Consider the following 12,607-nt stretch of genomic DNA (forward strand, 5'->3'; position numbering starts at 1 on the left):
TGCTTAAAAGAAACCATGCTGCAATCTAAAATTGGTGGTTTGAAATAAAAGTTTTACGTATAGTGATGATGTAAGGAGGAGTAAAGATGAATAAAGTTATTGAGATAAAGAATTTGACTAAATGTTATGGTGATTTAATTGCTTTAGATGACTTTAGTTTAGATGTTTATGAAGGGGAAATATTAGGGTTATTAGGACCTAATGGCAGTGGTAAATCGACAACTATCAATACGATCTTATCATTATTAAAGTATGATTCTGGTTCAATCAAGATTTTTAATAAAGAGATGAGTCCTACTGCTTATGATATAAAAAGTAAAATTGGTGTTGTTTTTCAAGATGTAGCTGTATTTGATGAATTAAGCGTTATTGAAAATATTGATTATTTTTGTGGTTTATATATTAAAGATAAAAAAATTCGTGCCAACTATGTTCAAGATGCAATTAATCTTGTTAGTCTAAACGAATTTACTAAATTTAAACCAAAGCAATTAAGTGGGGGATTATTACGAAGATTAAATATTGCATGTGGAATAGCGCATAAGCCAAAATTAATTTTTTTAGATGAGCCAACAGTTGCAGTTGATCCACAAAGTAGAAATAATATTTTAGAGGGAATTAAACGATTAAATGAATTAGGAGCAACAATAGTTTATACAACCCATTACATGGAAGAAGTTGAGCAGCTATGTAATCAAATTATTATTATTGATAAGGGGAGAGTAATTGCATCTGGAACTAAAGATGAATTAAAAAATATGATTACTCTTGGGGAGAGAATTACGATTGAATTAAAATCAATGAATCAAACATTTATTGAGCAGCTTAAAAATAGTGATCGTGTAATGAATATTGAGATTGAAAATAATACTGTTCATATATCTTATAATACGAAAGAAGATAATTTAAGTAAGTTAATTGATTATGTTCGAGAAAACAATGTTAATTATACTAGTTTATTTAGTGAACGTCCGACATTAAATGATGTATTCTTAGAATTAACAGGAAAAGAGTTGAGAGATTAATGTTCTATCATTTCTTTAAATATCAATTTAAAACATTGCTTAGGAACAAGATGGTAATATTTTGGACGTTAGTATTTCCACTTGCTCTAGCGACTTTCTTTAACCTAGCATTTGCTAATTTAACAGCAAGTGAAGAATTTGAAACAGTTAAAGTTGCACTTGTTGAAGAGCAGGCTAATTCACAATTTAAAGAAACATTGCAGGAATTGGAAAAAGGTGATGATAAGTTAATTGATTTACAAATCACAAGTTTAGATAAAGCCCAGCAGTTATTAAAAGATGAAAAAATTACGGGTTATTATGTTGTTAGTAATGAAATAAAGTTAGTGGTAAATAATACAGGAATTGATGAAACAATTTTGGAAAGTATTGTTAATGAGTATAACAGTACAATGAGCACTGTTGAAAATATAGCAACATTAAATCCAAGTGCATTACAATCTAATATTTTAAATACAGTCAATTTATCTAAAAATAATTTTGAAAATCAGAATATTGGTGGAAACACGGATTTAACAGTAGTATATTTTTATACTTTAATTGGGATGAACTGTTTAAATGCTAGTTTCTGTGGACTTAGAACAACTAGTCAAATTGAAGCAAATCTATCTAGACAAGGAACTCGAATTACTATATCACCGATTTCAAAACTCGTTACGGTTTTATCGGGAATCTTATCTGCCTTTATTATTCAATTTGCAATAATGATGGTATTAATGGCTTACCTGATCTTTGGATTAGGTGTTGGTTTTGGTGAACAGACGGGTTATATTATTCTTTTGATTGCAATCGGATGTTTTACTGGAGTAGGATTAGGAAATTTTGCTGGAAATGTTCTTAAGTTTAAAAAAGAAGATACTAAAATATCATTTTTATCAAGTTTTTCACTAGTTTTATCATTCTTTTCAGGAATGATGATCATTGATATTAAATACTGGATGCAAACAAATCTTCCTATTTTAACTTATATTAATCCAGTAAGTTTAATTACTGATGGGTTATATGCTTTATACTATTATGATAATTTAAGTCGTTATACTACTAATATGATCTGCTTATTTGTAATCGGAGTTCTTCTAATCTTAGGATCACTATTCTTTACAAGGAGGAAGCAATATGACAGTATTTAAAAAATATCTAAAAATTGCTAATACTTATACACTTATGATTTTGGCATATACTGCTATCTTCCTTGGGTTAGCAATTTTTACGGGAACTTATAATTCTACTTCTACTGACTATAAAAGTATGGATGTTAAAGTCGCTATTATAAATCGGGATAAAAATACGGAATTAATTAATGGTTTTAAAGATTATATTAAAGATCATGGCGAATTAATTAGTTTAGAAGATGATAATGAATCTTTACGTGATGCGTTATTTTATCGTACAGTTGATTATATTATGATCATTCCAGATAATTACACTACTGATTTTATTAATGGTAAAGATGTAACTATTGAAACAATGGAATTGCCAGATGCATATAGTAGTATTTATAGTAAGAATCTTTTGAATAAATATTTAAATACAGCTAATTTATATTTAAAAGCAGGAATTAGTGATACTGAGTTAAGTAAGTTAATTAAAGAAGATTTAAATAAAAAAGTTGAAGTGGGGATGTTAGATAAACAAAATGAGGTTGATTTTACAATGCCGGCAACTTATTATAATTTCTCTAATTATATGTTAATAACAATAACAATGGTAATTGTGACAATGATCATGGTTTCTTTCAATGAAGAAAAGATCAAACGGCGTAATTTAGTTTCACCAGTTAGTTATAAAAGTATGAATCGTCAGCTAATGTTAGGTAATTATACAGTTGGATTAGCTATCTGGCTATTATATGTGGGATTCAGTTTTATTCTTTATAAAGATGCGATGTTGACAATGAATGGATTATTTTTAGTACTTAATTCACTAGTTCTAATGATATTTATTCAAGCGTTTAGTTTTATGATTGCTAAATTTACAAGTAATCGAGAAATTTTAAGTGGTGTAGGAAATCTCTTTGGTATGGGTTCGAGTTTTATTTGTGGAGCATTTGTACCACAAAGTATGTTAAGTCCTTTTGTTTTAAGTTTAGCAAAATTTTTACCATCATATTGGTTTATTAAAGCAAATAATGAAATTATTAAATTAACTGATTTTAGTTTTGGATCAATTAAACCTATTTTAATTGATATGCTAATTATCTTCGGCTTTACTTTATTGGTATATCTTGCTACACAAATTGTCACAAAGATACGTTTAAAGAAGTAAATATGCTATAATCATCTTACAAGAAGGTGATTGAATGGAAATTGAATATTTAGAGGCAGTACCTAGTGATGCATTGAAAATAATTAATTATTTGAATGTGGTAGCTGGCCAAAGTGATAACTTAACTTTTGGTTTGAATGAATGTATTTTGAATGAAGTACAGGAGATGCAGTTAATCAAGGAAATTCACGAAGATCCTAATTCCGTAATGATAGTTGCCAAAGATGGCGATGAAATTGTTGGAATTGCCACACTAAGTGGTAATCAAAAGACACGATTAAGCCATCGAGCGCAAATGGGTGTAAGTGTTTTAAAAAGTTATTGGCATCAAGGAATAGGTAGTAAGTTAGTCGCTATTATAATTGGATATGCTGCTGAAGCAAGTATTGAAATTATCGAATTAGAAGTTGTTACGAGTAATGAAAATGCTATTGCTTTATATCAAAAGTATGGTTTTGAGGTAATCGGAACATATGAAAATTTTATGAAAATCGATGATCATTATGTGGATGCTTATCTTATGAATTTATATTTATAAGAAACAAATAGGGCAATAACTCTATTTGTTTTTTATTTACTCTAATTGTCATAGCGAGAGTAAACATGTAAATTTTGTAATTGTTGAGTTTGATTTTAATGAAACAGATAAAATTGAAAAAATTATTTGAATTCATTAATATTACTTGTTGAAGACGATAGTAAAATAATTGGTGATCATTCACTTGAAGGAATGAAAGTATTATCAGTGTTAAAGGATTATTGGTATTAAGTAATTAACAATGATAAAGCGGTACGATTATCTAATAAATTAGACTTTGAAATCATCAGAACATATGACAAATATATGTGTATTTAAAATATTATGATACTTATTTAATGAATTTATATTTAAAATAAAAACAAGTAGAGGGAAAGCTACTTGTTTCTATCATTCAGATAGAGGGAAAACTATCTGTTTTTATATTGATATCAGGGAAAGGATATCATGAAGAGTAGTCAATTAGAGAAAGGATTGAAAAAACTATTTAAAACTATCCTGACTACAGTTGTTAGTATAGAAAATAACTATCGTTAGAATTAGTTATAATTGTACCAAAATAAATTTTATTTATGGTTAATTATGGTTTAGAAAAAATAGTGATTAAAATGTAGTGAGAAATTTATAATTTATATTAGTGATCAATATTTTTAAGGTATGTTGTAAATTGAAAATAATTTTATAGATTCAATATTAAAAATGATTGAATTTATTATATAGATACGGTATAATCATACTTGCCATTACAATAGGCGGCTTCGAACCATGTCAGGACCGGAAGGTAGCAGCATTAAGAATCCCCGTCTATGTGTAGTGGTTTTTTGTATAAAGGAGAAAGTCATGGATCAAGATCTTGAATTTATGGAAATTGCATATCAAGAGGCTTTAAAATGTTTAGATATGGATGAAGTGCCAGTAGGAGCAGTGATAGTTAAAGATGGAAAGATTATTGCATGTGGACGCAATCTTCGTGAAACCAGTAAAAGAGCAACGGCACATGCTGAGATAATAGCAATTGAAGAAGCCTGTCGAACATTAAACTCATGGTATCTTGATGAGTGTACATTATATGTGACTCTTGAACCTTGTGTAATGTGCTCTGGTGCTATAATTAATAGTCGAATTCAGCGAGTTGTATTTGGTGCTTTTGAATCACGCTGGTTAGCCCTAACTACGATTTATCAATCGGATATTCCTGTTAATCATCAGCCCGTGATTGTCTCCGGGGTATTAGGAGATAAATGCTCAAAAGTGATAAAGGATTATTTTAAAAACAAACGTAAGCGGGATAAAAGTTAATTCTTTTATCCTTTTTATTAGATAATATAGTATAATAAATAAGAATGAGGAGTGATTAGTGATGTCATATAAAGCTTTATATCGGTCATATCGGCCCCAAACATTTGGAGAAGTTGCCGGTCAAGAACATATTGTAACAACTTTGAAAAATGCTATTAAAGAAAATAGAATTTCACATGCTTATTTATTTGCCGGACCACGTGGAACAGGGAAAACAACAGTAGCTAAACTTTTAGCCAAAGCATTAAATTGTACTGGTGAAAATCCTCCATGTGATCAATGTCCTAATTGTAAGGCTATTACTGTTGGGGAACATCCTGATGTTATTGAAATTGATGCTGCGAGCAATAATGGGGTTGATGAAGTTCGAGACTTGATTGATAAAGTAAAATATGCACCAATTAATGGTAAATACAAAGTATATATTATTGATGAGGTTCATATGATGTCAACTGGTGCTTTTAATGCGCTATTAAAAACTTTAGAAGAACCACCAGCTCATATTGTTTTTGTTTTAGCAACTACAGAACCGCATAAAATCTTGCCAACAATTATTTCTAGATGTCAACGATTTGATTTTAAGAAAGTAGAAAACCATGATATTATTTCAAGATTGGAATATGTCTTAAAATCTGAAAATAAAAAATATGAATTATCTGCACTTGAAAGTGTTGCTAAATTAGCTGAAGGTGGAATGCGGGATGCTTTAAGTATACTTGAACAATGTTTGGCGTATAATAATGAGTTGACGGTTGAAAGTGTTAATATGGTATATGGCTTGCTATCAATGGATAATAAAATTTCATTTATTAAACAATTGTTATCTAAAGATATAAAAGGGGTTTTGACTTCCCTTGATAATATGTTAAGTGGCAGTATCGATATTAAGCGGCTTACTTTTGATTTAGTTGATGTATTAAAGGATATTATCATTTATAAAAATACTCAAGATGTTTCAATTTTATTCGTTTTAACACAGCAAGATGTTGATAATTTGGCACCGTATATTTTGGTAGAAGAAGCTTTTGAAATTATTGATATATTAATTGAAGCTAGCAGTCATTACAGTCAATCTTTAGATGCTAATACATATTTTGAATTGGCTATGCTTAAAATATGTAATCGTATTAAAGAAGAAAATAAATTAGCAATTGATAATTCTAAAGCAATTGAACAGGTAAATATTTTACCTGTAAAAGATACTGCTAAAGCGATACCTGTGGTTGAGGAAACAGATTCACTTCCAGAAGAAGTAATTGAAGATGAGATTATCGAGGAAGAGTTAAATAAAGGGGTTATTGAATATGATCCGGAAATTGAAGAAAGTATTCCTGAAGAATTAAAAGCTAAGGCTGATGATATTACAGAAACGGTGGTTCCTGAAGAAGTTGCTGAGGGAACTCTGGAAACAGTTATAAGTAATAGTGATGTTTCTTTGCCTGTTGGGGAAGATATTTCCCAGGAAATTGATGAGAATATTATTGTAAATAAATCACCAGAAAATATTGAGGTGTCTTTTAGTGATATTTTAAATATTTTAGTTCAAGCTGATCGCCGGGTTTTAAATGATATTAAAGAAAAATGGACAGTTATTGCTAGATATCGATTCAATTTAAATACTGCTAAATTTGCCTCAATGTTATGTGATGGTAAGCCAGTTGCTGCTGCCCCAGGAGGAATAATTGTAGCTTTTGAGCATCAACCAAATGTTAATGAGGTGAATGAAACTCAAAATTATTATCAGTTAAAGAATTTTTTAAAAGAGGTTCTTGGTGAAAATTATGATTTTATTGCAATTAAAAATTCACTTTGGCCAGATATGCGCTCAAAGTATATTGATATGAATCGGGCGGGAACATTACCCGCACCTGAGCCAATTGTTTTACATCATATTGGTGAATTTAAAGAAAAGAGAGCTGAACTAAATGATGCTCAAGCTATGGCGGTTGAGTTATTTGGTGATTTGGTTGAGTTTGAAGAATAAAAGGAGGTTACGATGAATTATCCCCAAGCATTCCAAGATTTAGTTGATTGTTTTAAGCGTTTGCCAGGTATTGGTGGAAAAAGTGCAGAACGATTAGCATATCATGTTTTATCAATGGATAAAAAATATGTAGATGAATTTTCTGCAGCAATTGGCAGTATTCAAACCAAAATTCATTATTGCAAAAAATGTGGTCATATATGTGAAGGTGAAATTTGTGATATTTGTCAAGATCCAGACCGTGATCAGACGACTATTTGTATTGTTGAGGATCCTAAGGATGTTTTTGCGATGGAAAAAGTAAAAGAATATCATGGCTTATATCATGTCTTACATGGCGCTATGTCAATAATGGATGGTAAAACAATGGATGATTTAAATATTGCAAGTTTATTTGAGCGTTTAGACGACTCGATTAAAGAAGTAATTATTGCGACCAATCCAACTCGTGATGGAGAAACTACAGCTTTATATTTAGCTAAATTATTATCAAAAAAGAATATTAATACTAGTAGAATCGCTAACGGATTACCAATAGGAAGTAATATTGACTATGCTGATGAATTAACATTGTTAAAATCGTTAGAAGGAAGAAAGAAAATATAAACGCCTCATATATTTATATGAGGTGTCTTTTTATGCGTAGAGTTTTATTTGTAATTACTCGAGCTTTTGTAATTTTATTGATTTTAAATATTTTAACAAATAATTATTTTAGCTATAACTTTATTAATATATTTGTACTCTCAATGTTATCCTTACCAGGAATTATTGTAATTTATATCATCTCATTATTATAAAAAATCCGGGAACCGGATTTTTTATTCAATAGGAATATATGTGTTTGTTGTAATTTCTTTTGGAGCTTTTTTAGGTAATGTAATCTTTAACTCACCATTATCATAACTAGCTCGGATATCTTCTTGTTTAACTTCATCCCCAATGTAGAAACTTCTTGAACAAGTACCAGTAAAACGTTCTTGACGAATGATATTTCCTTGATTATCAGTTTCCTTTCCATCAGTAGATTTATTAGCTGTAATATTTAAATAACCATCTTTTAGTTCGATGGAGATATCTTTTTTATCAAAACCAGGTAACTCCATATCAAGTACATAATTATCGTCTACTTCTTTTACATCTGTTCGCATATGAGTACTTGTTCCTTTGAAAAAAGGATCACTAAACATATTTTCAAAAACATCATCAAAAGTAGCAAAACCAGGTAGTAATTTCATATAAACCATCTCCTTTGTTAATAATACAAAATTGAAATTACTTCATGTAATCGATACTTCCTTTGGATTACACTTATATTATAATACATTTTTTAGCACTGTCAAGTATAGAGTGCTAAAAAAACTATTAAATTGTAACAAAACCACACATATGGTATAATTTAGTGTGAATTGTTTTTGATTTAAAGATTGAAAGGAAGATAAAATGAAGGGTAAATTCATTACGTTAGAAGGACCAGATGGTAGTGGAAAAACAACTGTGTCAAAAATAGTTGTTGAACAGCTCCAAATGGAAGGATATAAAGTATTATTAACTAGAGAGCCTGGTGGAATTGATATAGCTGAACAAATAAGGAAGATTATTTTAGATACTAATAATATTACAATGGACGCACGAACAGAGGCATTATTATATGCAGCAGCTCGACGTCAACACTTAGTTGAAAAAGTAGCTCCGGCTTTGAACGATGGATATATTGTAATTTGTGATCGCTTTGTTGATAGTTCATTGGTCTATCAAGGTGTAGGGAGAAAAATAGGAATAGAGGAAGTTTATCAGATAAATCAGTTTGCAATTGGTAATATTAAACCTGATGCTACTATTTTCTTTGACTTGCCATATGAAGTAGGACTAGCTCGGATCAATAACGGTGAGCGAGTGGCAGATCGCTTAGATTTAGAATCTGATGATTTTCATAAAGATGTTTATAATGGTTATATGACGATTTGTGAAAAGTATGCTGAGCGAATTACTAAAATTGATGCAAGTAAGACAATCGATGAAGTTGTTGCGCAAGTGATAAATGTAATTAAGAGTAAATTATGAAAGAGTACATAGAAAAGAATCAACCGATTTTTTATAATTTAATAAAAAATGAATTTTCACAACAACGGATTCCGCATGCTTTTTTATTAATTGGAAATAATACTAACATTCCTTTGACTTATCTTGCAATGTCATTGATTTGTGATGAAACATTAGCTTGCGAAAATTGTAATGATTGTCGTAAAGTTAAAGAAAATAAATATAGTGATATTATTCGATTTAATGGTAAAGATAATTCTATAAAAAAGGGTAATATTGAACTGATTCAAGATACCTTTAAAAAGTCTTCTTTAGAAGGAAAAGCTAAGATATATATAATTGAGAATATTGAATATGCTACAAAAGAAGCGATGAATACGTTACTTAAGATGCTTGAAGAGCCAACCGAGGGGATTTATGCAATTTTTACTGCTAATAATGCTAGTCGGGTATTACCAACTATTTTATCTAGATGTCAGGTAATTGATATCAAGCCTGATAGCAAAGAGGTTATAATTGGTGCTTTGTGCCAAGATGGCATTACTAAGGAATCTGCTCATATTTTAGCTTATTTGGCCCCTAGTATAGAAGAAGCTAAGACTTTATACGATGAACGCTTTGAATATATGCAATTGCAAGTAATAAATTTTATTGAGGATTTATTTTTAAAGAGAGCTAATTTGATTATTAATACTCAGACTAATTTATTAAAAAAATATAAAGAGCGTGATGATATAAAATTGTTTTTAAATATGTTAGTATTAGCGATGAAAGATATGTTTCACGTGAAACATACTGATGATATTGTATATTGTGAACATCAAGAATTTTTGAGAAATATAAAAATTGATGAGAGTCAATTGATTAAACAAATAGAAATTATTTTAGAAACTATTTATACTATCGAAAGCAATGCTAATGTACCGATGCTGATGGATAGTATGATGTATAGACTATAGAAGGGAGATATTATGGAAAAAATTAAATTGGCAAGTGTTAAATTTAAAAGTGCTGGTAAAGTTTATTATTTTTCAACAGATATCGAATTAGATAAAGGTGATAAAGTAGTAGTTGAAACAGCACGTGGAGTAGAACTTGGTGAGATTTCACAGTCATTAAAATCAATAAGTGAATTTAATTTAGATACAGAATTAAAAAAAATCACAAGAAAAGCGACACAACGTGATATTGAAGCCTATAAGAAAAATATAATTGATGCCCAAGAAGCTCTAGTTACTTGCCGTGATATTATTTCACGTTATGATGTAGACATGCAATTGACTAATTGCGAATTTACACTAGATAAGGCAAAAGTGATTTTTATGTATACATCAGATGTACGGGTAGATTTTAGAGAATTATTAAAAGAATTAGCTACGGTATTTAGATGTCGTATTGAATTACGACAAATAGGACCAAGAGATAAAGCAAAAGTAATAGGTGGGATGGGAACTTGTGGATTACCACTTTGCTGCACATCATTACTTGGTGAATTTAATGGAGTATCAATTAATATGGCAAAAAATCAAATGCTAGCTATTAATATTGAAAAAATATCTGGAGCTTGTGGTCGTTTGATGTGCTGTCTTAAGTATGAAGATGAAGTTTATACAATTGAGAAACAACGTTTTCCTAAAATTGGCAGTCGAGTAAAATATGAAGGAAAAGATGTTAAAGTATTAGGACTTAATGTTATTAATGATCTTGTTAAGATCGATAATGGTGGTGCAATTATCTTTGTTAATCTTGATGAAATTAAGTTTAAACAAAAAGATAATAAATAATGTCTGATCAAGAAGTATTAAATTATTTATTAGCTTATAATAATATGAAAATTATCCAAAGAAAAGATATGTTTAATTTTTCTTTGGATACTGTTTTATTAGCTAATTTTTGCACCATAACTAAAGATGTTAAACAAATTATTGATTTTGGTACTAATAATGCGGCAATTCCGTTACTATTATCACAGCGAACCAATCGTCCGATTACTGGGATAGAAATCCAAAAAGAAGCAGTTGATTTAGCAATTAAGAATATTGAATTAAATAATTTAGAAACACAGATTAATATTGTTCACGCTGATATTGCAGAATATGTCAAAGATGCTAAAAAAGTTGGCCTAGTTATTTGTAATCCACCTTTTTTCAAAGTAGATGAGGATAGTAATTTAAATGAAAATGAATATTTAACAATTGCGCGCCATGAAATTAAGATTAATCTAGAAGGAATTATAAAGAGTGCTGCTCGAATACTTGATAATAAGGGAAAGTTTGCCATGGTTCATCGTCCCGATCGGATGATTGATATTTTGAATTTAATGCAAAAGTATGATATTGAACCAAAAAGAATTCGTTTTGTTTATCCTAAGATTGATCGCGACAGTCATGTTTTATTAGTTGAAGGAATGTATAAAGGAAAAAAAGGATTAAAAATTGAACCACCTTTATATGCACATAATGCAGATGGTAGTTATAGTAATGAGGTAAGAAAAATGTTTGGAGAAAATATTGATGAATAGACAAAAAAGTTTTCAAAATGACCGGCCATGTTTATATTTAGTTGCCACACCAATTGGTAATTTAGAAGAAATGACTTATCGAGCAATTAGAACTTTACAGGAAGTTGATTATATTGGTGCTGAGGATACCAGAAATACTGTTAAAATATTAAATCATTATAATATTAGAACTAAATTAATTTCCCATCATGAGCATAATTTAGGGCAATCGATTCCTAAATTGATTAATTTGTTGCTTGATGGTAATAATATTGCATTAGTTAGTGATGCTGGTTATCCAGCTATTTCTGATCCAGGTTATGAATTAGTAAAAGCTGCAATCGATAATGAGATAAATGTAATTCCAATTAGTGGGGCTAATGCTTGTTTAGATGCATTAGTAGTTTCTGGAATTGCTCCGCAACCATTTTTATTTTATGGCTTCTTAGATCATCAAGATAAGAAGAAGAAAAAAGAGTTGCAGGTATTAAAGAATTATCAAGAAACGATTGTTTTTTACGAATCTCCGCATCGTATTACTAAGACACTTAAATTAATGGAAGATATTCTTGGAGATCGACCAATTGCACTTTGTCGGGAAATAACTAAAAAACATGAGGAAATTTTACGTGGATCTATAAGTGAAATTACTAAAGTTGCTGGTGATTTAAAGGGAGAAATGGTTATTGTTGTTTCTGGCAATAATAATGTTATAGAAGAGACAGTTTTTGAGCAAACTATTGTTGAACATGTTGATGAATATGTTAGCAAAGGAATGACTGTTAAGGATGCAATTAAAGAGGTTGCTAAATTAAGAAATATTAAGAAAAATGAAGTATATGCTACATATCATCAAAAGGACGAGTAATTCGTCTTTTTCAATTAAATAAAATTCTTAAAAGTTTCACGTGAAACATTAAAAAAGATGTTTTATTAGCAATACAATAAATTTG

Annotated in this window: 14 protein-coding genes and 1 other RNA gene; 14 read left to right on the forward strand and 1 reads right to left on the reverse strand. The window is 29.6% G+C overall.

Features of this window, described 5'->3' with window-relative positions; all coding sequences use genetic code 11:
- The first annotated feature begins 86 nt into the window (after nt 1-86).
- From KTF99_RS03645 to KTF99_RS03685, 9 genes are all read left to right on the forward strand, one after another.
- Nucleotides 87-1,025, forward strand: coding sequence for an ABC transporter ATP-binding protein (locus KTF99_RS03645; protein WP_008792533.1), 939 nt, complete (start codon nt 87-89; stop codon nt 1,023-1,025).
- Nucleotides 1,025-2,155, forward strand: coding sequence for an ABC transporter permease (locus KTF99_RS03650; protein ID WP_009009599.1), 1,131 nt, complete (start codon nt 1,025-1,027; stop codon nt 2,153-2,155). The genes KTF99_RS03645 and KTF99_RS03650 overlap by 1 nt, the downstream gene beginning before the upstream one ends.
- On the forward strand, nt 2,142-3,290 hold the full coding sequence (locus tag KTF99_RS03655) for an ABC transporter permease (protein WP_003535477.1): 1,149 nt from the start codon (nt 2,142-2,144) through the stop codon (nt 3,288-3,290). The genes KTF99_RS03650 and KTF99_RS03655 overlap by 14 nt, the downstream gene beginning before the upstream one ends.
- Nucleotides 3,291-3,324: 34 nt before the next feature.
- Complete coding sequence (locus KTF99_RS03660) at nt 3,325-3,828, forward strand: GNAT family N-acetyltransferase (protein WP_003535476.1); 504 nt, start codon at nt 3,325-3,327, stop codon at nt 3,826-3,828.
- A gap of 737 nt (nt 3,829-4,565) precedes the next feature.
- Nucleotides 4,566-4,651, forward strand: an RNA gene (gene ffs, locus KTF99_RS03665) — signal recognition particle sRNA small type.
- 17 nt (nt 4,652-4,668) lie between these two features.
- Nucleotides 4,669-5,127 carry a nucleoside deaminase gene (locus KTF99_RS03670; protein ID WP_009009600.1) on the forward strand — a complete coding sequence of 153 codons (459 nt, stop codon included), beginning with the start codon at nt 4,669-4,671 and terminating at the stop codon, nt 5,125-5,127.
- A 61-nt stretch (nt 5,128-5,188) separates the two neighbouring features.
- Entirely contained in the window at nt 5,189-7,111 is a 1,923-nt protein-coding gene (dnaX, locus tag KTF99_RS03675; RefSeq protein WP_003535471.1) for a DNA polymerase III subunit gamma/tau, read from the forward strand.
- A gap of 12 nt (nt 7,112-7,123) precedes the next feature.
- Nucleotides 7,124-7,717 (forward strand): recombination mediator RecR, encoded by a 594-nt coding sequence (gene recR, locus KTF99_RS03680; RefSeq protein ID WP_003535470.1) that lies wholly within the window; start codon nt 7,124-7,126, stop codon nt 7,715-7,717.
- A 32-nt stretch (nt 7,718-7,749) separates the two neighbouring features.
- The gene (locus KTF99_RS03685; RefSeq protein ID WP_003535469.1) at nt 7,750-7,911 is read left to right on the forward strand and encodes a hypothetical protein; all 162 of its coding nucleotides are present in this window, start codon (nt 7,750-7,752) and stop codon (nt 7,909-7,911) included.
- Between the two features lie 21 nt (nt 7,912-7,932).
- Here the strand turns inward: KTF99_RS03685 and KTF99_RS03690 are convergent, their stop codons facing one another.
- On the reverse strand, nt 7,933-8,349 hold the full coding sequence (locus tag KTF99_RS03690; RefSeq protein WP_003535468.1) for an Hsp20/alpha crystallin family protein: 417 nt from the start codon (nt 8,347-8,349) through the stop codon (nt 7,933-7,935).
- Nucleotides 8,350-8,554: 205 nt separating this feature from the next.
- On the opposite strand from KTF99_RS03690, the gene tmk reads away from it, so the two are divergent.
- From tmk to rsmI, 5 genes are read left to right on the forward strand one after another with little or no spacing between them, the layout of a single operon-like run.
- The gene (tmk, locus tag KTF99_RS03695) at nt 8,555-9,175 is read left to right on the forward strand and encodes a dTMP kinase (protein ID WP_003535467.1); all 621 of its coding nucleotides are present in this window, start codon (nt 8,555-8,557) and stop codon (nt 9,173-9,175) included.
- On the forward strand, nt 9,172-10,113 hold the full coding sequence (locus KTF99_RS03700) for a hypothetical protein (RefSeq protein ID WP_003535466.1): 942 nt from the start codon (nt 9,172-9,174) through the stop codon (nt 10,111-10,113). Before tmk ends, KTF99_RS03700 begins: the two co-directional genes overlap by 4 nt.
- Nucleotides 10,114-10,125: 12 nt before the next feature.
- Nucleotides 10,126-10,938 (forward strand): PSP1 domain-containing protein, encoded by an 813-nt coding sequence (ricT, locus tag KTF99_RS03705; RefSeq protein WP_003535465.1) that lies wholly within the window; start codon nt 10,126-10,128, stop codon nt 10,936-10,938.
- On the forward strand, nt 10,938-11,675 hold the full coding sequence (locus KTF99_RS03710) for a tRNA1(Val) (adenine(37)-N6)-methyltransferase (RefSeq protein ID WP_003535464.1): 738 nt from the start codon (nt 10,938-10,940) through the stop codon (nt 11,673-11,675). Before ricT ends, KTF99_RS03710 begins: the two co-directional genes overlap by 1 nt.
- Nucleotides 11,668-12,522 carry a 16S rRNA (cytidine(1402)-2'-O)-methyltransferase gene (gene rsmI, locus KTF99_RS03715; RefSeq protein WP_008792529.1) on the forward strand — a complete coding sequence of 285 codons (855 nt, stop codon included), beginning with the start codon at nt 11,668-11,670 and terminating at the stop codon, nt 12,520-12,522. The genes KTF99_RS03710 and rsmI overlap by 8 nt, the downstream gene beginning before the upstream one ends.
- Nucleotides 12,523-12,607 lie beyond the last annotated feature (85 nt).

This window comes from Erysipelatoclostridium sp. MSK.7.34 (assembly GCF_019041935.1).
GTDB lineage: Bacteria > Bacillota_I > Bacilli_A > Erysipelotrichales > Coprobacillaceae > Thomasclavelia > Thomasclavelia ramosa.

What these genes read in the sequence shown, in the direction of transcription:
- ricT (WP_003535465.1), top strand. Translation starts at nt 10,126, where the DNA reads ATGGAAAAAATTAAATTGGCAAGTGTTAAATTTAAAAGTGCTGGTAAA.
- dnaX (WP_003535471.1), top strand. Translation starts at nt 5,189, where the DNA reads ATGTCATATAAAGCTTTATATCGGTCATATCGGCCCCAAACATTTGGA.
- KTF99_RS03700 (WP_003535466.1), top strand. Translation starts at nt 9,172, where the DNA reads ATGAAAGAGTACATAGAAAAGAATCAACCGATTTTTTATAATTTAATA.
- KTF99_RS03645 (WP_008792533.1), top strand. Translation starts at nt 87, where the DNA reads ATGAATAAAGTTATTGAGATAAAGAATTTGACTAAATGTTATGGTGAT.
- tmk (WP_003535467.1), top strand. Translation starts at nt 8,555, where the DNA reads ATGAAGGGTAAATTCATTACGTTAGAAGGACCAGATGGTAGTGGAAAA.
- KTF99_RS03655 (WP_003535477.1), top strand. Translation starts at nt 2,142, where the DNA reads ATGACAGTATTTAAAAAATATCTAAAAATTGCTAATACTTATACACTT.
- KTF99_RS03710 (WP_003535464.1), top strand. Translation starts at nt 10,938, where the DNA reads ATGTCTGATCAAGAAGTATTAAATTATTTATTAGCTTATAATAATATG.
- KTF99_RS03660 (WP_003535476.1), top strand. Translation starts at nt 3,325, where the DNA reads ATGGAAATTGAATATTTAGAGGCAGTACCTAGTGATGCATTGAAAATA.
- KTF99_RS03690 (WP_003535468.1), bottom strand. Translation starts at nt 8,349, where the DNA reads ATGAAATTACTACCTGGTTTTGCTACTTTTGATGATGTTTTTGAAAAT.
- recR (WP_003535470.1), top strand. Translation starts at nt 7,124, where the DNA reads ATGAATTATCCCCAAGCATTCCAAGATTTAGTTGATTGTTTTAAGCGT.
- KTF99_RS03685 (WP_003535469.1), top strand. Translation starts at nt 7,750, where the DNA reads ATGCGTAGAGTTTTATTTGTAATTACTCGAGCTTTTGTAATTTTATTG.
- rsmI (WP_008792529.1), top strand. Translation starts at nt 11,668, where the DNA reads ATGAATAGACAAAAAAGTTTTCAAAATGACCGGCCATGTTTATATTTA.
- KTF99_RS03670 (WP_009009600.1), top strand. Translation starts at nt 4,669, where the DNA reads ATGGATCAAGATCTTGAATTTATGGAAATTGCATATCAAGAGGCTTTA.
- KTF99_RS03650 (WP_009009599.1), top strand. Translation starts at nt 1,025, where the DNA reads ATGTTCTATCATTTCTTTAAATATCAATTTAAAACATTGCTTAGGAAC.